This is a genomic window from Actinophytocola sediminis, assembly GCF_054779715.1.
This window is the reverse complement of record NZ_BAAGXS010000023.1, coordinates 118,594-140,162: the sequence shown is the minus strand read 5'-3', so window position 1 is coordinate 140,162 and position 21,569 is coordinate 118,594. Positions and strand designations below refer to the sequence as shown.

At 70.4% G+C, this 21,569-nt stretch carries 22 protein-coding genes and 2 pseudogenes; 19 read left to right on the top strand and 5 right to left on the bottom strand.

All coding sequences use genetic code 11. The features are described 5' to 3' along the window. Positions 1-30: 30 nt before the first annotated feature. The 4 genes from ACYVIP_RS15650 to pafA all read left to right on the top strand — a co-directional run bounded on the left by ACYVIP_RS15650 (position 31) and on the right by pafA (position 3,515). Positions 31-279, top strand: a complete 249-nt coding sequence (locus ACYVIP_RS15650) for a ubiquitin-like protein Pup (protein WP_460396972.1) — start codon at positions 31-33, stop codon at positions 277-279. 91 nt (positions 280-370) lie between these two features. After that, complete coding sequence (prcB, locus tag ACYVIP_RS15645) at positions 371-1,258, top strand: proteasome subunit beta (protein ID WP_460396700.1); 888 nt, start codon at positions 371-373, stop codon at positions 1,256-1,258. Between the two features lie 38 nt (positions 1,259-1,296). Next, positions 1,297-2,073, top strand: coding sequence for a proteasome subunit alpha (prcA, locus tag ACYVIP_RS15640; protein WP_460396698.1), 777 nt, complete (start codon positions 1,297-1,299; stop codon positions 2,071-2,073). 83 nt (positions 2,074-2,156) lie between these two features. Next, positions 2,157-3,515: a Pup--protein ligase gene (gene pafA / locus ACYVIP_RS15635; RefSeq protein ID WP_460396696.1), complete on the top strand. Its 1,359-nt coding sequence runs from the start codon at positions 2,157-2,159 to the stop codon at positions 3,513-3,515. 89 nt (positions 3,516-3,604) lie between these two features. On the opposite strand, the gene ACYVIP_RS15630 is transcribed toward pafA, so the two are convergent. Continuing rightward, on the bottom strand, positions 3,605-3,913 hold the full coding sequence (locus ACYVIP_RS15630; RefSeq protein ID WP_460396694.1) for a DUF397 domain-containing protein: 309 nt from the start codon (positions 3,911-3,913) through the stop codon (positions 3,605-3,607). Continuing rightward, a pseudogene (locus tag ACYVIP_RS15625) lies at positions 3,903-4,523 on the bottom strand (DUF5753 domain-containing protein); the annotation flags it as partial. The gene ACYVIP_RS15630 and the pseudogene ACYVIP_RS15625, both read right to left, overlap by 11 nt. 301 nt (positions 4,524-4,824) lie before the next feature. On the opposite strand from ACYVIP_RS15625, the gene ACYVIP_RS15620 reads away from it, so the two are divergent. Continuing rightward, positions 4,825-5,454, top strand: a complete 630-nt coding sequence (locus ACYVIP_RS15620) for a DddA-like double-stranded DNA deaminase toxin (protein ID WP_460396692.1) — start codon at positions 4,825-4,827, stop codon at positions 5,452-5,454. Between the two features lie 7 nt (positions 5,455-5,461). After that, the gene (locus tag ACYVIP_RS15615; protein ID WP_460396690.1) at positions 5,462-5,920 is read left to right on the top strand and encodes an Imm1 family immunity protein; all 459 of its coding nucleotides are present in this window, start codon (positions 5,462-5,464) and stop codon (positions 5,918-5,920) included. Here the strand turns inward: ACYVIP_RS15615 and ACYVIP_RS15610 are convergent. Then, the gene (locus ACYVIP_RS15610) at positions 5,917-6,021 is read right to left on the bottom strand and encodes a hypothetical protein (RefSeq protein ID WP_460396688.1); all 105 of its coding nucleotides are present in this window, start codon (positions 6,019-6,021) and stop codon (positions 5,917-5,919) included. The genes ACYVIP_RS15615 and ACYVIP_RS15610 overlap by 4 nt on opposite strands. Before the next feature lie 399 nt (positions 6,022-6,420). Then, the gene (locus ACYVIP_RS15605; RefSeq protein WP_460396686.1) at positions 6,421-8,607 is read right to left on the bottom strand and encodes an MMPL family transporter; all 2,187 of its coding nucleotides are present in this window, start codon (positions 8,605-8,607) and stop codon (positions 6,421-6,423) included. Positions 8,608-8,689: 82 nt separating this feature from the next. Between ACYVIP_RS15605 and ACYVIP_RS15600 the strand changes: the two genes are divergently transcribed. The 13 genes and pseudogenes from ACYVIP_RS15600 to ACYVIP_RS15540 all read left to right on the top strand — a co-directional run bounded on the left by ACYVIP_RS15600 (position 8,690) and on the right by ACYVIP_RS15540 (position 20,303). Beyond that, positions 8,690-9,394 carry a TetR/AcrR family transcriptional regulator gene (locus tag ACYVIP_RS15600; protein ID WP_460396684.1) on the top strand — a complete coding sequence of 235 codons (705 nt, stop codon included), beginning with the start codon at positions 8,690-8,692 and terminating at the stop codon, positions 9,392-9,394. Between the two features lie 75 nt (positions 9,395-9,469). Then, positions 9,470-10,456 carry a helix-turn-helix transcriptional regulator gene (locus ACYVIP_RS15595; protein ID WP_460396682.1) on the top strand — a complete coding sequence of 329 codons (987 nt, stop codon included), beginning with the start codon at positions 9,470-9,472 and terminating at the stop codon, positions 10,454-10,456. Between the two features lie 94 nt (positions 10,457-10,550). Beyond that, positions 10,551-11,543: a helix-turn-helix transcriptional regulator gene (locus ACYVIP_RS15590; RefSeq protein ID WP_460396680.1), complete on the top strand. Its 993-nt coding sequence runs from the start codon at positions 10,551-10,553 to the stop codon at positions 11,541-11,543. A 63-nt stretch (positions 11,544-11,606) separates the two neighbouring features. Further along, the gene (locus ACYVIP_RS15585) at positions 11,607-11,870 is read left to right on the top strand and encodes a bacteriophage holin (RefSeq protein WP_460396970.1); all 264 of its coding nucleotides are present in this window, start codon (positions 11,607-11,609) and stop codon (positions 11,868-11,870) included. Between the two features lies 1 nt (position 11,871). Beyond that, on the top strand, positions 11,872-12,177 hold the full coding sequence (tatA, locus tag ACYVIP_RS15580; RefSeq protein WP_460396967.1) for a Sec-independent protein translocase subunit TatA: 306 nt from the start codon (positions 11,872-11,874) through the stop codon (positions 12,175-12,177). A 102-nt stretch (positions 12,178-12,279) separates the two neighbouring features. After that, positions 12,280-13,155, top strand: coding sequence for a twin-arginine translocase subunit TatC (gene tatC, locus ACYVIP_RS15575; RefSeq protein WP_460396678.1), 876 nt, complete (start codon positions 12,280-12,282; stop codon positions 13,153-13,155). 11 nt (positions 13,156-13,166) lie between these two features. Continuing rightward, positions 13,167-14,069 (top strand): diacylglycerol/lipid kinase family protein, encoded by a 903-nt coding sequence (locus ACYVIP_RS15570; RefSeq protein WP_460396676.1) that lies wholly within the window; start codon positions 13,167-13,169, stop codon positions 14,067-14,069. A gap of 67 nt (positions 14,070-14,136) precedes the next feature. Continuing rightward, positions 14,137-14,535, top strand: coding sequence for a YciI family protein (locus ACYVIP_RS15565; protein ID WP_460396674.1), 399 nt, complete (start codon positions 14,137-14,139; stop codon positions 14,533-14,535). Positions 14,536-14,560: 25 nt separating this feature from the next. Continuing rightward, positions 14,561-15,100 (top strand): annotated as a pseudogene (locus ACYVIP_RS15560) (RNA polymerase sigma factor); the annotation flags it as partial. A 12-nt stretch (positions 15,101-15,112) separates the two neighbouring features. Then, positions 15,113-17,878 carry a DEAD/DEAH box helicase gene (locus ACYVIP_RS15555; protein WP_460396672.1) on the top strand — a complete coding sequence of 922 codons (2,766 nt, stop codon included), beginning with the start codon at positions 15,113-15,115 and terminating at the stop codon, positions 17,876-17,878. Positions 17,879-18,003: 125 nt separating this feature from the next. After that, positions 18,004-18,672 carry a DUF4333 domain-containing protein gene (locus tag ACYVIP_RS15550; RefSeq protein ID WP_460396670.1) on the top strand — a complete coding sequence of 223 codons (669 nt, stop codon included), beginning with the start codon at positions 18,004-18,006 and terminating at the stop codon, positions 18,670-18,672. Further along, complete coding sequence (locus ACYVIP_RS15545) at positions 18,669-19,016, top strand: DUF4333 domain-containing protein (RefSeq protein WP_460396668.1); 348 nt, start codon at positions 18,669-18,671, stop codon at positions 19,014-19,016. Before ACYVIP_RS15550 ends, ACYVIP_RS15545 begins: the two co-directional genes overlap by 4 nt. A 57-nt stretch (positions 19,017-19,073) precedes the next feature. Beyond that, positions 19,074-20,303, top strand: a complete 1,230-nt coding sequence (locus ACYVIP_RS15540) for a GNAT family N-acetyltransferase (protein ID WP_460396965.1) — start codon at positions 19,074-19,076, stop codon at positions 20,301-20,303. Between the two features lie 45 nt (positions 20,304-20,348). Here the strand turns inward: ACYVIP_RS15540 and ACYVIP_RS15535 are convergent, their stop codons facing one another. Next, on the bottom strand, positions 20,349-21,563 hold the full coding sequence (locus ACYVIP_RS15535) for a Cmx/CmrA family chloramphenicol efflux MFS transporter (RefSeq protein ID WP_460396666.1): 1,215 nt from the start codon (positions 21,561-21,563) through the stop codon (positions 20,349-20,351). Positions 21,564-21,569 lie beyond the last annotated feature (6 nt).

The window sequence follows — 21,569 nt, the reverse complement described above, 5'->3', positions numbered from 1 at the left end:
CCAGCGCAGCTCGACCGTCGATTAGCGACACTGTCGGTCTCCGCCGGTAATCTTGAGACAGACAATCCCGATACGGGAGGCGACATGGCCCAGGAGCAGACCCAGCGCCAAGGCGGCGGTGACGGCGACGACGACGTCGACGGTGCCGCACCGGCTGGTCAGGAACGCAGGGAGAAGCTCGGCGAGGACGTGGACACGATCCTCGACGAGATCGACGACGTGCTCGAGGAGAACGCCGAGGACTTCGTTCGTGCCTACGTCCAGAAGGGCGGGGAGTAGGTTTCTCGCCCAACCCCTGCTGGTCACGGCCAGCAGCAAGCTCGGGCTTGGCTGACCGGGCCTCGCCAGCAACCCAGGAACGAAAGCAGGCATGGAACACACCCCGCCCCGCGCCATGCCAGGCGCGACACTTCCGGCTGCCTACCTGACGGCCGAGACGTCCTCGTTCACCGACTTCCTCCGCGCGCAGGCGCCGCACCTCCTGCCGGGGACGCTCGGTGGCCGGGGGATCGGTGAGCCGGTCCAGGCGCGGCCGCACGCCGCCGACCTGTCGCCGGCGCCACCGCACGGCACCACGATCGTGGCCATCACCTTCGACGGTGGTGTGCTCATCGCGGGCGACCGGCGGGCCACCTCGGGCAACCTGATCTCCCAGCGCGACATGGAGAAGGTGTTCGTCACCGACGACTACTCGGCGGTGGGCATCGCCGGCACCGCGGGCCTGGCCCTGGAGCTGGTGAAGCTGTTCGCCCTGGAGCTGTCCCACTACGAGAAGATCGAGGGGGTCTCGCTGTCGCTGGACGGCAAGACCAACAAGCTCGCCACCATGGTGCGCGGCAACCTCGACGTGGCGATGGCCGGTCTGGCGGTGTTGCCGCTGTTCGTCGGCTTCGACCTGCACGCGGAGGACCCGGCCAAGGCGGGCCGGGTGGTGTCCTTCGACGTGGTCGGCGGGCGCTACGAGGAGCGTTCCGGCTATCACTCGGTCGGTTCCGGGTCGCTGTTCGCCCGGTCGGCGCTCAAGAAGCTCTACGACCCCGGCAACGACGTCGACACCGCGATCCGGCACGCGGTGGAGGCGCTCTACGACGCCGCCGACGACGACTCGGCCACCGGCGGACCGGACCTGGCCCGCAAGATCTACCCGAGCGTCATCACGATCACGGCGGCCGACGGCGCGGTGCACCTGCCGGAGGAGCAGGCCGCCGAGGTGGCCGAGGCCGTCGTGACCGAACGGTCCAGCCGGCCCCGCGGCTGACCAGTACCCACCCGAGCGAACTCCGAGGAGCCATCACCGTGACCATGCCGCTGTACGCCTCGCCCGAGCAGTTGATGCGCGACCGCTCGGAATACGCCCGGAAGGGCATCGCACGGGGTCGCAGCGTCGTCGCGCTCAAGTACAGCGGTGGCGTGCTGTTCGTGGCCGAGAACCCGTCGACGGCGTTGCACAAGGTGTCGGAGATCTACGCCAGGATCGGGTTCGCGGCCGCCGGGCGGCACAGCGAGTACGAGAGCCTGCGCCGAGGCGGCATCCGGCACGTCGACCTGTGGGGCTACGCCAACGACCCACGAGACGTCTCGGCCAGGCAGCTCGCCATCGTCTACGCGCAGACCCTGGCGTCGATGTTCACCGACCAGCTCAAGCCGTTCGAGGTGGAGATCTGCGTGGCCGAGGTCGGCGCCACCGCCGATGGCGACCAGCTCTACCGGCTGACCTACGACGGCTCGATCGTGGACGAGCCGCAGTTCCTGGCCATGGGCGGGCAGGTCGAGCCGATCTCGAACACGATGAAGGAGACCTACGAGGAGGGCATGGCGCTGCGCGACGCGGTGGCCTTCGCGGTGAAGGCGCTGTCGTCGGGCACGAGCTCCGGCACCAACAGCGACAACGGCCAGGGCGTCGGCAAGCTCGAGGTCGCCGTGCTCGAACGGACCAGGCCGCGCCGGGCGTTCCGCCGGATCGAGGGCGCGGCGCTGGCCGCGCTGCTGCCGGCCGAGGCCGCCCAGTCGGATGAGAAGACCGAGGGCGAGCCGGTCGACCCGAAGCCGGAAAAGGGCGCTGACGATGCGTGAGCCGGCTGACAGCTGCATGACGCATTTGTCTCACCTCGGAGCGGTCCAGACATCTTCTTGCCCGGAACGCCTAGGCTAAGGGGATGCAGCGGCGGATCTTCGGCATCGAGACCGAGTTCGGCGTGACTTGTACGTTTCACGGCCAGCGCAGGCTGAGCCCGGACGAGGTCGCGCGGTACCTGTTTCGGCGAGTGGTGTCCTGGGGTCGTTCCTCGAACGTCTTCCTGCGCAACGGCTCGCGCCTCTACCTGGACGTCGGCTCCCACCCCGAGTACGCGACGGCGGAATGCGACGACCTGGTGCAGCTGGTCACGCATGACAAGGCGGGCGAGCGGATCCTGGAGGACCTGCTCGTCGACGCCGAGCGCAGGCTGGCCGACGAGGGCATCGGCGGCGACATCTTCCTGTTCAAGAACAACACCGACTCGGCCGGCAACTCCTACGGTTGCCACGAGAACTACCTGGTCACCCGAGCGGGTGAGTTTTCCAGGATCGCGGACGTGCTCCTGCCGTTCCTGGTGACCCGCCAGCTGGTGTGCGGCGCCGGCAAGGTGCTGCAGACCCCGCGCGGCGCGGTCTACTGCCTGTCTCAGCGGGCGGAACATATCTGGGAGGGCGTCTCCTCGGCGACCACCCGGTCGCGGCCGATCATCAACACCCGCGACGAGCCACACGCCGACGCCGAGCGGTACCGGCGCCTGCACGTGATCGTCGGCGACTCGAACATGGCCGAGTCGACCACGCTGCTCAAGGTCGGCAGCGCGAACCTCGTGCTGGAGATGATCGAGGACGGGGTGCAGTTCCGGGACTTCAGCCTGGACAACCCGATCCGGGCGATCCGGGAGATCAGCCACGACCTGACCGGCAGGCGCCTGGTGCGGCTGGCCGGCGGGCGGGAGGCCTCGGCACTGGACATCCAGCGGGAGTACTTCTCCCGCGCGGTCGAGCACGTGGCCAAGCGGTCGCCCGATCCGGTGGCCGAGCGCGTCATCGAGCTGTGGGGCCGCACGCTGGACGCGGTCGAGCAGCAGGACATGTCCAAGATCGACCGGGAGATCGACTGGGCGATCAAGCACCGGCTGGTCGAGCGCTACCGGGCCAAGCACGGCATGGAGCTGTCCAGCCCGAGGATCGCCCAGCTCGACCTCGCCTACCACGACATCCGGCGGGGCCGGGGCATCTTCGACCTGCTGCAGCGCAAGGACCTGGTGGCCAGGGTGACCGAGGACGGCGAGATCGAGGCCGCCAAGGACACCCCACCACAGACCACCCGAGCCAAGCTGCGGGGAGACTTCATCGCCGCCGCCCAGCAGGCCGGCCGGGACTTCACCGTCGACTGGGTGCACCTCAAACTCAACGACCAGGCCCAGCGCACCGTCCTGTGCAAGGACCCGTTCCGCGCGGTCGACGAACGCGTCGAACGCCTGATCGCGTCCCTGTAGCTCCCGCAACCGCAGCGAAGGGTCCCTTCACTGCACCAGACGCAGCGAAGGGACCCTTCGCTGCGTTCGGCAGGGCCGGAGCGGCTTCGTCAGTGGGTGGCGAGGAGTTGGTGCCAGGCGGTGACGGGGACGGTGAGCTTGGGGCCGGTGGGGTGCTTGGAGTCGCGAACCAGGACCCCGTCACTCGTAGATGGCGGTCGACTCGACCACGCCACCTCCACGCAGTCCGTTCCCTCGCCGCCGCTGTAGCTGCTCTTCCGCCACGCCACTTCCACGCAGCTCGTTCCCTCGCCGCCGCTGTAGCTGCTCTTGCGCCAGGCTGTCTGCGCCACTCCGTTGACTCCCTCGGTCGTATTCGTCGGCCAGGCCGGCCGCGAACTGCCGAGATTGTCCCTCATCCAGGGCGATGTCAGCGAGCATGAGCACGAGTTCGCGATAGCTGCGCACGTGGTCGGAGTCGTCGAGGACCAAGCCGCCGACGCGGAGATTGTCCAGGTACACAATCGGTCGGTGTTGGGCGAAGTCCATCAACTGGAACGCGCCGTCGAACGCGGATCGTTCGCCGGCCGAGCTGGGCACGATCCGCACGATGACGTTGTCCAGCGCGGCGGTGAGTACGAGGTGCAGCAGTTGCTCGTGCATGATCTCGTCGGTGCCGACCCGCAACCGCAGTGCCGCCTCGTGGACGTAGAAGGTGAACTGCGCGGCATTCGACAGGGACAGGATTCGCCGTCGCTCCATCCGGGTGCGAACCGCGGCCGCCACCCGATCCTCAGCGATGTCGGAGTTGACGGCGGTGATGAGCGCGCGGGCGTAGTCGGGTGTCTGCAACAACCCGTGGATCTGCTGCGGTTCGTACATGATCGAACATTCGGCTGACGACTCGTAGGCGATCAGTGACTGGAGTGAGCCACCAATCCGCTTGTCCGACAGGTAGTAGCCCTGGTTGCACTCGGCGAACTTGGTGAACTCCACGAGTTGGTCCAGTTCCGGGGATNGCCAGCCCATCTTTCTGGCCAGCCGCTCGGAGGACAGGCCGGACTTCTTCCGCGTCTGGCGCAGCAACCGACCCAGCTCCCGGTACGCGGCCGACGCGTAACGCTTCTGCATGCGGACACACTAGGCCCAGATTCCGCAGAGTTCCGCACTCGACCAGTCAACTCCACCCCATCGGAGCACGACGACACGAAGGTTCCCGTCAGGGGAAGGCTGTCTGCCAAACGGGTGCAATTCGGTTGGTCCAGTTGGCGCACCGGTTGTCCACCCGCAAGCTACGTAGACCTGTGTACGTCGCGTGGTTGGGGGCTTCATGGCGTTGAAACCAGCAGGGAAGGCACTCTCGTCACTCACCGGTCTTCTGGTGATGGCGGCAGTGCTCTGGTTCCTGCTGAACTTCGTCTACGCACCAAGCTGTGGCCGGTTCGCCTGCGGCTACGAACCGTCCTGGTGGCCGCAAGCGTCGGCCGACAGCGCCACGGGGGACGGATGCCCGGATGGCCTCCATGACGCCGCGAACGATGCCGAGTGGGCCGCAGATCGGCTGACGTCGCTCAAGGACGCCGACGCCAAGGTCACCACCGGGTTGTTCTTCGACGCGGACGGCACCGAACACGCCATCGGCAGCGGCTTCGACGAAGACGCCGATCTTGCCGAGCAAGCCCTACGGGGTGTCGGAGTGGAGTTCCCACCCGTCGGTCGGCACCCGGCCGCCGCGCATGTGGAAACCAAGATTGCCGCTCTCATGCGGGAGAACGCCATCACGTATGGGGTGGTTGTGATCAACAACCCACGCGGGCCCTGCGGAGCGGACCCAGCTTCCGAACGTCGGTTCAGTTGTGGGGTCGCGGTGCCGGCGATCCTGCCGGCAGGCTCTACCCTCGTAGTGTGGTTTCCGGGTGCCGTGGAGGCGGTCATGCTGAGAGGGCGGGCCAGTGAGTGATCAATTCGTGGTCAACGCCAACCACAACGGCATGGCCTATCCGGTCATCACCGCGCGTCACGTCAACCAGACCGCCTGGTTGGTAGACATCTTGCTCCGCGAGCAGGGAGCTACCGAGACGTGGTTCACGATCGAGGGGCAGCCCAAGCGATGGCTGCGCACCGGTTACCACGGCGAGTACGGCGCCGCGTTGTTCGTGGATGAGGCGGCGGCTCCGGATGACTGGGCGTGGTCCGCGCTCAACCCCGAACCGCTGACCGACCCACCCGCGATCTACTACGACCAGGACGGCGAAACCATATTTCCGCCCGTTTGCGTGCTGCCCCTGACCCGACTTCGCGCCGTGATCTTGGAATGGGTCCGCACCGGTCAGCGGCCTACTTCCGTGGACTGGATGCCGATCAACGGCCTGATGTGGGAGCTGGCCGAGGACGGCCGAGCGCGGGTGCCCGACTCTGCCCACTAGTGCCGACGATTCAGGAGGACGCGTGTGGCGGCTCGGACGGCTTCGGTTCCGGCCCCGTGTTCTTCGGTAACGACGGCTGGATCTTCACCAGCCTTCAGCATCGCGACTACATTTGCGACCTTGGCTCCGGTTCCGTCGAAGACAGGTTGACCGGAAGATTGGGATGCTGGTCGGCGCCCAATCTCACATAGGTGAGATATTCCCGCATAATCTCCCGCATGGTCGTCTGGCCTATTGATTCGTCAATCAGCTCGGCGCCCGCTTCGGTGCGAGAGAAATCCCACAGAATGGAGATGCCATCTGTGGCCGGTTCGGGAGAAATCAGCACGTACTCGCGGCCGAGTTCTTCCTGGATTTTGGTTAGTGCTGGTCGAATTCGCTGTGGGCGGATTCCGGCGTTTCGGAGCCCGGTGTGATTCCGCAGAGTTCCGCATTCGCCGGGTCAACAAGGCCGTGCGCCCGGGGGAGTCCCGGGCGCACGGCGGTGAATCGGTGGTGGCTCAGACCTTGGCCAGCTCCCGGTCGGAGGTCGCCTCCGGCGCTTCGTGTAGGCCGACGCGGTCGTGGAGGCGGCGCAGGAACGGTGGGGACCACCAGGCCGCCCGGCCGAGCAGCCGGATGCCGACCGGGACCAGCACCCCCCGGATCAGCGTCGCGTCGATGAGGATCGCCAGGCCGGAGCCGATGCCGAGCATCTGCAGGAAGCTGACCCCACTCGTGCCGAACGCCAGCAGGTTCACCGCCAGCAGGATCGCCGCCATGGTGATCAACCGACCCGTCCGGGACAGGCCCTGCGCGACCGCGGTCCGCGAGTCCGCGCCCAGGTCGTGCATCTCCTTGATCCGGCCGAGGACGAACACCTCGTAGTCCATCGACAGGCCGAAGACCAGGCAGAACAGCAGCACCAGCATGCTGGTGTCCAGCGGCATCGGGGTGAAGCCGAGCCAGTCGGACAGCCAACCCTCCTGGAACATCAGCACCATCAGGCCCAGGATCGCCGACAGCCCGAGCACGTTGAACAGCAACGCCCGCAACGGCTGCAACACGCTGCCGGTGAACAGGAACAGCAGCACGAACGTGGTCAGCGCGATCAGCCCGGCGGCCAACGCGAGCCTGCTGGCGATGGCGTCCTTGCTGTCCACCAACTGCGCGGCCGCGCCCGCGGTCAACGTGTCCGGTCCCGGCACCGCGCGCACCGTGTCGACCAGGTCCTGGCCCTCGGCCGAGTGCCCGTCATATGTGGTCAGCACACTGAGCTGACGTAGTCCGGACTCCGAGGTCAGTGTCGGGTCGCCGGGGGCGACCGGCTGGCCGTCGGTGAAGACGCCGGCGCTGGTCACGACCGACTCGACGCCCGGAATGTCGGACAGCCGCTGGGCGTAGCCGCCGAGCTCGGTCTCGTCGACCTGGTCTCGGCTGACCAGGGTCATCGTCCGCGAGTCGTCGCCGGCGAACTCCGCGCGCATCGTGTCGCCGACGATCCGCACGTCGGTGGTCTCCGGCAGCACCCGCTCGTCCGGGGTGCCGAACTCGACCCTCAGCAACGGGATCGCGGCCAGCAGCAACAGGATGACCACCGGGGCACCGGTCAGCACCGGCCGGCTCATGGCCGTACGCGCGATCCTGGCCCACACCTGGGACACCGAGCTCGGCGTGCGCTTCACCCACGGCAGGCGAAGCGAGTTGACCCGGTGGCCAAGGACGGCGAGCAGTGCGGGCAGTACCACCAGGGCGCTGACCATCGCGATCAGCACGACGCCGATGCCGGCGTAGGCGAACGAACGCAGGAAGTACAGCGGGAACACCAGCAGCGTGGCCAGTGCGGCGGCCACGGTGATCGCGCCGAACAGGATCGTCCGGCCGGCGGTCTCGACCGTGCGCACGGCGGCCGCGTGGGGGTCCAGGCCGCCGGCCAGCTCCTCGCGGAACCGGTTGACCATCAGCAGTGCGTAGTCGATGGCCAGGCCGAGGCCGAGCGCGGTGGTCAGGTTGATCGCGTAGACCGACACGTCGGTCACCGAGCCGAGGATAGCCAGCTCGGCGAAGGTGCCGACCACCGCGATCAGCCCGACGGCCAGCGGCAGCAACGCGGCCACCAGGCTGCCGAACGCGATCACCAGCAGCACCAGGATGATCGGCACCGCGATCATCTCGGCGATCGCGAGATCCCCACCGACCTGGTCGCCGATGTCGGTGCCGATCGCCTGCGGGCCGCCGACGGTGACCGTGAGCGGACCGGCGTCGGCGTCGTATCGCGCCCGCAGGTCCTCGACCTCGGTGCCGCCGTCGGTGATCTCGGTGAGCGTGGCCACCGCGATGGCGTGCCGGCCGTCCTCGGAGCGCATGGTGGGCGCGTCGGTGGTGAAGTACGAGGTGACCTCGGCGATGGCCGGGTCGTCGGCCAGCCGCGCGGTCAGCGAGTCGCCCTCGGCGCGCGCCGAGGGGTCGTCGACGGTGCCGCTGCCGGCGGTCATCAGGAACACCACGTCGGTGCCGCCGCCGAACTCTCGCTCGATCAGTTCTTGTGCCTGGCTGGACTCGGCGGCCGGGTCCTCGAAGCCGCCGTCGGTGCTGAGTTTGTCGAACGCGGTGAAGCCGAGCGCCCCCGCGGCCACCACCACCAGCGCGGTTAACACCAGCACGGCCCGCGCTCTGCGGGCGACGAACCGCCCGATACGACCGAACATGACGACTCCCCTTGATGTGTACATCCGTAAACTTGTCGCCTGTTAACTTGCCATCGATGTTGGCTGGTGTCAACATCGATCCATGGATTCCTCGGGATCGGCGGGTGCGCCGAAGCGCTCGTACCACCACGGCGACCTGCGGAACGCGCTCATCGCGGCGGCCGCGGAACTGGCCGCCCAGGGTGGTCCGACCTCGGTGTCGATCCGCGCGGCCGCGCGGCTGGTCGGCGTGACGCCGACCGCCGCGTACCGGCATTTCGCCGGTCAGGACGAGCTGCTCGGCGCGGCCAAGGACAACGCGCAGATCGAGCTGGCCGACGCGATGATCAAGGAGCTGGCCGCGCGGCCGAGCTCCGACGATCCGGTGCGCTACGCGCTGGGCAGTCTGGCCGCGCTCGGTCGGGGCTACATCGCGTTCGCCCGCGCCCAGCCGGGACTGTTTCGCACGGTGTTCAGCTGGCAGGACCCGGAGGAGGATTCGACCCAGGACGCGGAGCGGCGCACGGAGAGCAACCCGTTCCAGCTGCTGCTCGGCTCGCTGGACGAGTTGGTCGAGGTCGGCTACCTGAGTCCGGAGCTGCGCCGCAACGCCGAGTTCTCCGCCTGGTCGATGGTCCACGGCCTGGCCGTGTTGCTCGACGGTCCCATGCGTGACCTGCCGCCAGAAGAGCGCGACGAGGCGATCGTGAAGTCCATGCTGATCCTGGCCCACGGCCTGGCCGGCAACGGGCTGACTCCGGCGCAGGAGAAGCTGCTCATCGACGAGATGCGGGCGCACACCCGGTAGTGATACGAACAAATGTTCGCCTCGGTTGGGCGCGTTGCGGGCACTCGCGCGCAGCAGGCGGGCTAGAGTTCGACCGTGTCCGTCGCCCGCGCCGAACGACTTGTGAACCTCGTGCTGTGCCTGCTGTCCACCAGGCAGTATCTGCCGGCTGAGCGCATCAGGGCCATCGTCGCCGGCTACGCCGACGCGCCGACCGACGAGGCGTTCTACCGGATGTTCGAGCGGGACAAGAACGAGCTGCGCGACCTCGGCATCCCGCTGGAGTTCGGCCGCAACCGGGCCATGGACGCCGACGACGGCTATCGGATCGCCCGCCGCGACTACGAGCTCGGCGACATCGACCTGGAACCGGACGAGGCCGCCGCGGTGGCGCTCGCGGTCCGGCTGTGGGACTCCCCGGAGCTGACCGGGGCCGCCGCGGCCGCGCTGCTCAAGCTGCGGGCCGCCGGGGTCGAGGTCGACCAGGGTGTGCCGTCGGTGGTCGAGCCCAAGGTGCGCACCACCGAGCCGGCCTTCGGCCCGCTGCTGGCCGCGGTGCAGACCGGCCGGGCGGTTCGGTTCGCCTACCGCAGGCCCGTGCCGGCCGAGCTGCGCACCCGCACGCTGGAGCCGTGGGGCGTGGTGTCCTGGCGCGGACGCTGGTACGTCGTCGGCCACGATCGCGACCGGGGAGCGCCCCGGTGTTTCCGGCTGACCAGGATCGACGGCGAGGTCACCGCGTTCGGCCAGAGCGGTGTGGTGCGCCGCCCGCCGGAGGTCGACCTGCTGGAGTTCGTCTCGGCCAGCGGGGACAGCCAGCCCGACACCACGACCGTGCGGCTGTGGGTCGCCAGTGGCCGGGCGGCCGGCCTGCGTCGGGGGGCGAGGGTCGTCGGCACGCAGACCGTCGACGACATACCGGGTGACCTGCTCGAACTGGACCTGCGCCACCCCGACTCGGCGGCGAGCTGGATCGCGGGTTACGGCGAGGACGCGGTGGTCATCGAGCCCGAGATCCTGCGCAAGACCGTGCACGAGCGCCTACTGGCCGCAGCCGCCGCCGGAATCGAGGGGGAGCCGTGACCGAGCCCAACCGCAGCGAAGGGTCCCTTCGCTGCACTGGACGCAGTGAAGGGACCCTTCGCTGCGTTGGGGACCGAGCTGGGGGTGGCGGGTCATGAGCTCGTCGCAGGATCGGTTGCCTCGGCTGTTGGCGCTGGTGCCCTACCTGATCGCCCGGCCGGGCATCCGGGTCGACGAGGCCGCCGCCGACTTCGGTGTGCCGGCCCGCCAGCTCCGCAAGGACCTCGAGCTGCTGTGGATGTGCGGGCTGCCCGGCTACGGCCCTGGCGACCTGATCGACCTGTCCTTCGAGGGTGACACGGTGTCGGTCAACTTCGACGCCGGCATGAGCAGGCCGCTGCGGCTGACCGGCACCGAGGCCACCGCGCTGCTGGTCGCACTGCGCGCGCTGCTGGAGACCCCCGGCGTCGCCGACGGCCCCGGCGTTGCCGACGCGGACGCGGTGCGCCGCGCGGTCGCCAAGATCGAGGCCGCCGCCGGCCAGGGCCAGCCGGCCGGGGTCGCCGTCGGCCTCGGCGTGCGCGAGGGCGAGCACACCGCCAGGTCACGCCGGGTCGTGCAGCGCGCGCTCACCGCGGGCCACGCGCTGCGGATGACCTACTACACCGCGTCCAAGGACCAGATCACCGAACGCACGGTCGACCCGATGCGGATGCTGATCGTCGAGGGCCGCGGCTACCTGGAGGCCTGGTGTCGGCGGGCCGAGGCGGTGCGGCTGTTCCGGCTGGACCGGATCGACGAGGTCACCGAGCTTGACGAGCCGGCCGCGCCGCCGCCCTACGCCGAGCAGACCGACACCTCGGCCGGCCTGTTCCGTGAACGGCCCGACCACGAGGTCGCCCAGCTGGTGCTGGCCCCGGACGCGCGCTGGATCTCCGAGTACTACCCGGTGGAGAAGGTCACCGAGCTCGACGGCGGCCGGCTGCGGATCCGGATGCGCTACGCCGACCACTCCTGGATGGTCCGACTGCTGCTCGGCCTCGGCGGCGACGTGCTCGTCGAGGAGCCGACCGAGCTGGCCGACGGCCTGCGGGAGCGGGCCCGGCGGGCGCTGGCGCGGGCCGGACAGCTCACGGTAACCCCGTGATCGGACAAAAGCCGGGTGGCGGCGACCCCACACCGACCCCACGGCCACTACGGTAGACCTGTGATGTCGTACCTGCCGGCCATCGTCGTGGCCGCCGTGGGGTTGGCGCTGCTCGGCGCGCTGGTCGTCCGAATGCTCCGGCACGTTCGCCGGTTCGAGACCTCCGCCGCAGTGGTCAACGCCCGGCTCAACGACGGAGCCGGCCACCTCAAGGCGCGGTCCGCCGCGCTGCGGGTTGCGATCAACGAGACCCGCGCACGGGTGAAGCAGACCTCGGTTGACGTACCATCGGTGCACCGGGGGAGACAGGAGGAAGACCGTGGGTAACTTGGGTGTGCCCGAGCTCTTGATCATCGCCGGGGTGATCATCCTGCTCTTCGGAGCACGGAAGCTGCCGGAGATGGCACGCTCGCTTGGCAAGTCGGCCAAGGCGTTCAAGGAAGAGACCAAGGGCATGCGGGGCGGTGACGGCGAGGCGGCGGACGAGACCGCGCAGACGCCACCGGCCCAGCCGCAGGCCGCCGCGGCGCCGCAACAGCTTCCGCAGGCGCAGCCGCCGGCACCGAACGCCACCCAGCAGGTCAATGGCGTGCATCCGGCGGAGCAGTCCCAGCAGAACAAGAACGCCGGCTGAGAGAACAGGTCCACGACGGTGGCGCGTAATCCGCTCCGTCGGGACGGAAGCCGACACGACAAGAAGAATCTTCGGAGTCGTCGGCACAATCCCGACGGCACCATGACGCTTCGGGACCACCTCTATGAGCTGAAACACCGGTTAGGGCTGGCCCTGCTGGCCCTGCTGGTCGGTGTCATTCTCGGCTTCCTGTGGTTCGCGTGGAAGGTCGGCCCGATCCCGTCGCTGGGCAACCTGCTGACAGACCCCTACTGCGCCCTGCCGCCCTCAGTGCGGTTCGAGCCGAAACCGGGCCAGTGCCAGCTGCTCCAGACCAAGCCGTTCGAGGCCTTCATGGTGCAGTTCAAGGTCGGTCTGGCGGCCGGCGCGGTGCTGACCTGTCCGTTCTGGCTCTACCAGATCTGGGCGTTCATCACGCCAGGGCTGTACGAGAACGAGCGGAAGTTCACCAGGATCTTCGTGTTCCTGGCGTCGGTCCTGTTCGCCGCCGGCGCGGTGCTGGCCTACTACGTCGTGCCGAAGGGCCTGGAGGTGCTGGTCAGCTTCGGTGGTGACACCTTCATCACCGCACTGGCCGCGAGCGAGTACATCTCCTTCGTCCTGGTGATGCTGCTGATCTTCGGTGTCAGTTTCGAGCTGCCGCTGGTGATCACCATGCTGAACCGGATCGGCGTGCTGCCCTACAGCAACCTCAAGAACTGGCGGCGGGGGATCATCTTCACGCTGTTCGTGTTCGCCGCGATCGCGACACCGGGTACCGACCCGGTCGGCATGCTCGCCCTCGCGGCGTCCATGACCGTGCTGTTCGAGCTCGCGGTCCAGATCGCCAGGATCCACGACCGCAGGGCGGCGCGGAAGGCGGTCGCCGAAGGCTGGGGCGACCCCGAGGACTACGACCTCAAGCCGGAGGACCTGGAGGACGGCGCCGGCAAGAAGAAGGCCGACACTCCGTCGTCCGGCTTCGACGACGTCACCTGACGGGCGGGCACGTGGGCATTCGGGCGGCGGTGGTCGTGCACCCCGAGTCGGGTCGCGGCCGCGCCGGCCGGATCGCCGACACCGTCGCCGACCGGCTGCGCGGCGCGGTCGACGACCTGGTCACGGTCCGGGTGAACACCGTCGAGGAGTCCCGGCGGCTGATGGGCCTGGCCCACGGCGCCGGCCTGGACCTCGTGGTGGTGGTCGGCGGAGACGGCTCGGCCCACCAGGGCGTGCAGTTCTGCGCAGACAACGACGTGGCACTGGCGGTGATCCCCGCCGGCACCGGCAACGACCTCGCGCGCACGCTCGGCGCGCCGAAGGATCCGCTCGCGGCGGCCGACGCCCTGGTCGCCGACCTGCGGGCCGACCGGTCCACCCGGATCGACCTCGGCCGGGTCGCCGGCGGGCCGTGGTTCGCCGGCGTGCTGTGCGCCGGGTTCGACTCGGCGGTGAACGAACGGGCCAACCAGATGCGCTGGCCCGCCGGCCCACGCCGCTACGACCTGGCGATCCTCGCCGAGATGGCCCGGCTGCGGCCGGGGCGGCTGTCGGTCGACCAGGACGGCACACGCACCGAGCTGGACGCCACCCAGATCGCGGTCGGCAACATCCCGCACTACGGCGGCGGCATCCCGATCTGCCCGGCCGCCGACCCCACCGACGGCCTGTTCGACATCACGCTGGTCGGCCGGGCCGGCCGGTTGGACCTGGTCCGCATGCTGCCCAGCCTGCGCACCGGGCGGCACGTCGAGCACGCCGCGGTGACCACCTCGCGCGCCCGTGAGGTGCGCCTGGGCGAGGCCAACGGCTGGGTCGCCTACGCCGACGGCGAGCGGATCGGCCCGCTCCCGGTGACGGTCAGCTGTGTGCCGAAAGCGTTGACCGTGTTTGGCCGGGTCGTGTCGGGATAGGTCCTCTGGTCTCGACGTCTCTGGTGGCGGGCACCGAACAGGGGTGCCGAAACAGAGGAGAAACACCGTGAAGTACCTGATCCTGACCTACGGCTCGCAGCGCGACTACGACCAGCTCTCCGGCAAGCCGGGCTCGACCTGGACGGCCGAGGACGTCGCCGCCCTGCACCAGTTCATGACCGACTTCACCAAGGAGCTGGCCGACTCCGGCGAGCTGGTTGAGACCAGGGGCCTGCCCGCGCCGGTGCACAGCCGCCGCGTCCAGCTGGTCGACGGCGCGCCGGTGGTGACCGACGGGCCCTACGCCGAGACCGAGGAGGTCATGGCCGGGTACTGGCTCGTCGAGTGCGCGAGCTTCGACCGGGCCACCGAGCTGGCCGCGAAGCTGACCAGGTGCCCGGGCACCCGGCCCGACGAGTTCATCGACGTGCGGCCGATCGCGGAGTCGATCGACGACCTCGGCTGACGCCGTGCCCCAGCGCATCGAGGACCCGGCCCGCACGGGTCCGCACGGCGAGCTGGTCCCGATGGCCGACCAGGACCGGTCGCGGTGGCTCGCGGACGCGATCACCGAGGGCATCGCGCTGATCACCGACGCGCTGCCGCGTGGCGTCACCGGGCCCTACCAGCTCCAGGCCGCCATCGCCGCCGTGCACGCCGAGGCCCCCAGCGCCGAGGAGACCGACTGGCACCAGATCGTGGCGCTCTACGAGCTGCTGCGGCAGGTCGCGGACAACCCGGTGGTCGCGCTGAACCAGACGGTCGCGGTCGCCATGGCCTACGGCCCGGCCGCCGGCCTGGCCAGGCTGGCCGAGGTCGCGGCCGACGAGCGGCTGGCCGGCGACCACCGTCCGCTTGCCGTCCGCGCCCACCTGCTGGAACTCGCCGGTGAGCCCGCCGCCGCCCGGGAGGCCTACCTCGCGGCGGCGGCCCGTGCGCTGAGCCTGCCCCACCAGCGCTACCTCAACGCGCAGGCGGCCCGCCTGACCAGGGCGAAGGGCTCCCCGCGACCCGATGTCGGCATCATGTGAAAGTCTTGGGGGGTGGCTACCAGCCCTTCTCCGTCTCCCTCTCCGGCCGAGGCCTACGCGGCGTCCCGACACCGCTCGCGCCATCCCCAGCTGACCGAGTTCGCCGGCCAACTCCCCTTCGAGCTCGACCCGTTCCAGGAGCAGGGGTGTGTCGCGCTGGAGGACGGGCACGGGGTGCTCGTGTGCGCGCCGACCGGCGCCGGCAAGACCGTGGTCGGCGAGTTCGCCGTGCACCTGGCGCTGGCCGAGGGCCGCAAGTGCTTCTACACCACGCCGATCAAGGCGCTGTCCAACCAGAAGTACGCCGACCTGGTCGACCGCTACGGCCAGCGCGAGGTCGGCCTGCTCACCGGCGACTCCTCGATCAACGGCAACGCGCCGATCGTGGTGATGACCACCGAAGTGCTGCGCAACATGCTCTACGCGGGCTCGGCCACCCTCGACGGCCTCGGCTACGTGGTGATGGACGAGGTGCACTACCTCGCCGACCGGTTCCGCGGCGCGGTGTGGGAGGAGGTGATCCTGCACCTGCCGGAGTCGGTGCGGTTGATCAGCCTGTCCGCGACCGTGAGCAACGCCGAGGAGTTCGGCGACTGGCTGGTCGAGGTCCGCGGCGACACCACCGTCGTGGTCGACGAGCACCGGCCGGTGCCGCTCTGGCAGCACATGATGGTCACCGGCAGGCTGCTGGACCTGTTCACCGGCGAGGACGGCGACGGCCAGCCCCGGATCAACCCGAACCTGTTGCGCCGCACCGAGGACGTGAGCAGCCAGGCGGCCTGGGCCGGGCCACGCAGCCGCGGTCGCCGCACCCCGCCGTCGCGGGCGCCGCGGTTCCGGCCGCCGTCGCGGGTCGACGTGGTGACCAGGCTGGACGGCGCCGGGCTGCTGCCGGCGATCGTGTTCGTGTTCAGCCGGGTCGGCTGTGACGCCGCGGTCGCCCAGTGCACCCGTTCCGGCCTGCGGATGAACACCGAGGCCGAGGTCGACGAGATCCGCCGGATCGTCGACGCCCGCACCAAGGAGCTCAACGACGCCGACCTGCGGGTGCTTGGCTACTGGGAGTGGCGCGAGGCGTTGGAGCGCGGGTTCGCCAGCCACCACGCCGGACTGCTGCCGGCGTTCAAGGAGACCGTCGAGGAGCTGTTCCTGCGCGGCCTGGTCAAGGTCGTGTTCGCCACCGAGACCCTCGCGCTGGGCATCAACATGCCGGCCCGCACGGTCGTGCTCGAACGCCTGGTCAAGTACAACGGCGAGGCCCACGTCGAGCTGACCGCGGGGGAGTACACGCAGCTCACCGGGCGCGCCGGCCGGCGCGGGATCGACGTGGAGGGCCACGCGGTCGTGGTCTGGCAGCCGGGCGTGGACCCCAAGATCGTCGCCGGGCTGGCCTCCACCCGCACCTACCCGCTGCGCTCGTCGTTCCGGCCCGCGTACAACATGGCGGTCAACCTGGTCGACCGGCTCGGCGCGCAGGCGGCCAGGGAGCTGTTGGCGCAGTCCTTCGCGCAGTTCCAGGCCGACCGGTCGGTGGTCGGCCTGGCCAGGCGGATCGAGCGCAACGAGGAGGCGCTCGCCGGCTACGCGGAGTCGATGACCTGTCACCTCGGCGACTTCGCCGAGTACGCGGAGCTGCGGGCGAAGCTGTCGGAGCGGGAGAAGGCGTTGTCCCGCAAGAACGCCACCGCCCGGCGCGCGGAGGCCGCGCGCTCGCTGGAGTCGCTGCGCCGGGGCGACGTGATCGCGGTGCCGTCCGGGCGCCGCTCCGGCCTGGCGATCGTGGTCGACCCCGGGGTGGACCCGATGGGGGAGCCGCGTCCGCTGGTGCTGACCGAGGACCGGTGGGCCGGGCGGCTCTCGGTGGCCGACTTCCCGACCCCGGTCGAGGCTCTTGGCCGGGTGAAGCTGCCCAAGCAGGTCGACCTGCGCTCCCCGCGCTCCCGCCGCGATCTGGCCGCGACCCTGCGCAACACCGGCATCGAGGTGCCCGGCCGGGGCAGGCGGCGGGCAGGCGGCGCGGACGACGACGGTGAGCTGAGCGCTCTGCGCCGGGCGTTGCGCGCGCACCCCTGCCACGGCTGTGACGACCGTGAGGTGCACGCCAGATGGGCCGAGCGGCACCGCAGGCTGACCGCGGAGACCAGACAGCTCACCCAGAAGGTCGCGGCCACCACCCACTCCCTTGCCCGCGCGTTCGACCGGATCCGCGCGCTGCTCACCGAGCGCGGCTACCTGGCCAACGAGGACGGCGAGGACGTGGTCACCGGGCACGGCCGGTGGTTGGCCAGGCTCTACAGCGAGTCGGACCTGCTGGTCGCCGAGTGCCTGCGCGACGGCCTGTGGGACGGGCTGGACGCGCCGGAGCTGGCGGCGGTGGTGTCGGCGCTGGTGTACGAGTCGCGGCGGGACGGGCCGAGTGAGCCCCGGGTGCCGGCGGGCGCGGTGACCGACGCGCTGGCCGAGACCATGCGCCGGTGGACGGCGTTGGAGCACGACGAGCGCCGGCACAAGCTGGAGCGCACCCGCTCGCCGGACGCCGGGTTCGCGTGGACGGCCTACCGCTGGGCCCGCGGCGAGTCGTTGGAACGGGTGCTGACCGCAGCCGAGTCGGCCGGCGCGGAGATCTCGGCCGGCGACTTCGTGCGGTGGTGCCGGCAGGTCATCGATCTGCTCGACCAACTGCGCGACGTGACCGGTACCGGCCATCCGGTGGGCGCCGCGGCGGCGACGGCGGCGCGGGGGATGCGGCGTGGTGTGGTCGCACTCGGCGTGAGCTGACTGGGCCAGACGGGCGGAATCGCGTGGCGCGGCACACGGTGAGTACACCTGCCGCTATGGTTTGATCGCGCGACAACCGGCAGCGCAGAGCCGTCGATCGACCTCGATTTTCGCGGAGGCGAATCATGACCAGTCCCTACGGGCCTCCCGGTGGGAACGACCCGCAGCAGCAGTGGGGACAGCAGCCCTACGGCGGAGGCCCGGCCCCCGGCACGCCATCCGGCGGTTTTCCCGCCCAAGGCCCTGGTCAGGGTGGTTACGGTCAGCCGCAGCAGCAACCGTACGGCCAGCCCCAGCAGCCCGGCCAGCAACCTGGCCAGCAGCCCTATGGCGGCTACGGCCAACAGCCGACCCAGCAGTACCCGGGTGGTTACGGCCAACAGCCCGGCCAACAGCAGCCCTATGGCGGCTATGGCCAGAACCCGGCGGCCTTCGGCCAGCCGTACACGCAGCCGCCGAAGAAGGGCGGCGGGGCGTGGATCTGGATCGGCGTGGTGGTGGTCGTGCTCGCGGTCGGCGCGTTCGGCGTGCTCGGCTTCGTCGCGCCGGGCTTCCTGAACACCAAGGTCTTCGACAAGGGCGCGCTCGAGGGCGACGACGGTGTCAAGAAGATCCTGGTCAACGACTACAAGATGGAGAACGTCGAGAAGGTCGAGTGCCCGGCTGACCAGGAGGTCAAGGCCGGCGAGACCTTCACCTGCAAGGTCACCGTCGACGGCGAGGAACAGTCCGTCACGATCAACATCGTCGACGACGACGGCAAGTACGAGGTCGGCACGCCAGAAGCGGGATGAGTCGGCGGTGGCTGCTCGCGGCCATCGGACTCCTCGCGGCCGCGAGCTGCACGGTCGACGTGCCGGGCTCGCCCATCGCTGTTCCCGGACAGGAACAGGACGGTGGCGGGTTCGGCGCGCGGGTCTTCGACGAGCAGGCGCTCGAGGGTCCTGACGGCGTGCTGTCGATCCTCGTCGACGACTACGCCATCAGCGATGTCGAGTCGGTTGACTGCCCCGCCGACCAGGAGGTCACGGTGGGCAGCACCTTCGACTGTGTCGCGGTGATCGGCGGCGAGGAGCGGACGGTCACCATCACCGTCCTGGACGACGACGGCGCGTACCAGGTCGGCGCTCCGCAATAGCGGTTAATCGGGTCGCGCGGCGCGCGGTCCGCGAGCATCATCGGCCCGGTGACCGACATGATCTCGCCCGCGCGGGCAACCGAGTTCGAGTTCCGGGTCGTCGCCGACGACGAGTTGCGCGCGGCGGACGCCGTCTTCCACGAGGCGGTGCACAGCGAGCCGCCCGACGACGAGAAGTGGGCCACGTTCGGCAAGTGCTACGAACCGGGGCGCGCGTTCGGCGCGTTCGCCGGCCCGACGGTCGTCGGCACCGCGATGTCCCTCGCCAGCGACCTGGTCGTGCCGGGCGGCGCGGTGTTGCCGATGGCCGCGGTCACCGCCGTCGGCGTGCGCACCGACCACCGCAGGCGCGGCGCGCTGAGCGGCCTGATGCGCCGCCAGCTCACCGAGGTGGCCGCCGCCGGCGAGGTGTTCGCCGGCCTGCGCGCGACCGAGCCGACGATCTACGGCCGCTTCGGCTACGGCATGAGCGTCCTGAGCCACAACATCCGCGCGCGCCCGGCTCGCGCGCGGGTGCGGCCGGACGCGCCGACCGCCGGCACCGTGCGGTTCCTGACCAAGGACGAGGCGCTGACCCTGCTGCCGGCCGCCTACCAGCGGCTGCGGGGCGCGCGGGTCGGCACGATGGGCCGGCCGCCCGCGTGGTGGGCGCTGGGGTACGAGTACCGGCTGACCACCGGCTACCTGCGGGTCGCGGCGCACTTCGACCACGACGGGCAGCTCGACGGGATGGTCAGCTACCGGCCGGTGGAGATCTCCTCCGACGACCCGAGGGTCGGCAGCGGCATCAGCGTGCTCGACTTCGCCGGCGCGGACCAGGCCGTGGAGAACGACCTGTGGCGCTTCCTGCTGGGCATCGACCTGGTCGAGGAGGTCACCGTCTACGCCCGCCCGGCCGACGACCCGGTCGGCGCGCTGCTGGCCGACTTCTTCGCCATCCGCAGCGAGCAGGACGACGAGCTGTGGTTGCGGGTGGTCGACGTGCCGGCCGCGCTCGCCGCCAGGAGCTACGGCGCGGCCGACCCGGTGGTGATCGAGGTGGTGGACCCGTTGCTGCCCAACAACTCCGGCCGGTACCTGGTCAGCGGCGACGGCGCGGAGCCGACGACCGCGCCCGCCGCGCTCACCATGAGCGTCGAGGTGTTGGGGATGATCTACCTCGGGACCTGGCGGCCGTCTGCCCTGGCCGGCGTCGGCCGGCTCACGGTGGCCGACCCGGCCGCGCTGACCAGCGCCGACCGCCTGTTCGCGACCGAGCGGCCGGCGTGGTGCGGTACGTTGTTCTGATGTTCGCGCGGATCCTCGCCCTGGTCGCGGCACTGACCCTGTCGGTCACCGCGTGCGGTCCGGACGAGCCCGCCGGCCCCGATCTGTCCCGCTTCGCGGCGCCCGCCGGCCGGTAGCGCGGGGCGCGACGACCGCCAGCAGCGGCAGCGCGACGAGCAGCGCGAGCGCGACCAGCAGGCCGCTGACCCACACCGGGCCGAGGTCACCGGCGCCGAGGGTCGCCGCGGCGACGACCGGGCCGCCGGCTGCGCCGACGTTGAGCGCCGCGGTCGCGTACGACCCACCCATGGTGGGGGCGCCCGCCGCCTCGTAGAGCACCCTGGCGATCAGCGTGCTGCCCACCGCGAAGGACAGCGCGCCCTGCGTGAACGCGAGCAGCGGCAGCGCCACCGGCTGGGCGGCCATGGTCGCCAACGCGACCCAGCCGAGCAGCAGCAGCGGACCACCGCAGGCGATCACGATGCCGGGCCGCTGGTCCGCGAGCCGGCCCGCGACGGTGACCCCGACCAGGGACCCGACCCCGAAGAACACCAACACGACCGAGACCCACAGCTCGCCGAGGCCGGCGGTGTCGGTCACGATCGGCGCCAGGAAGGTGAACGTGGCGAAGGTGGCGGCGTTGACCAGGGCACCGAGCAGCATGACCAGGACCAGCCGGGGCCGCGCGAGCTGGGCGAACTCGTGCCGAAGAGACGTGGTGTTGGCCGTCTGCCCGGTGTCGGCCGGGATGCCCCGCACGACGCCGAGAGCGGCGGGCAGGCAGAGCAGCGCGACCGCCCAGAACGTCGCCCGCCAGGTGAACAGCGTGCCGAGCAGCGCGCCGCCGGGGACACCGGCGATGGTGGCCACCGTCGTACCCGAGAGCAGTACCGCCAGCGCGCGTCCCCGCTGGTCGGCGGCGACGAGCGTGGTGGCCGTGCTCAGCGCCACCGCCAGGAAGCCCGCGTTGGCCAGGGCGGCGATCACCCGGGAGACCAGCAGCATCGGGAAGCTCGTGGTCAGCGCGCCCACGACATGGGTGAGGGCGAACACCAGCACGAAGCCCAGCAGGCTGACCCGGGCGGGCCACCGGCGCGCGAGCGCGGCCATCAGCGGCGCGCCGATGACCATCCCGGCGGCGAACGCCGAGGTCAGCAGCCCGGCGGCGCCGACGGACACGTCAAGGTCGGTGGCGATGTCCGGCAGCAGGCCGGCGAGCATGAACTCCGAGGTGCCCATGGCGAAGACCGCCACGGCAAGCAGGTACAGCGGAAGAGGCATCAGGAA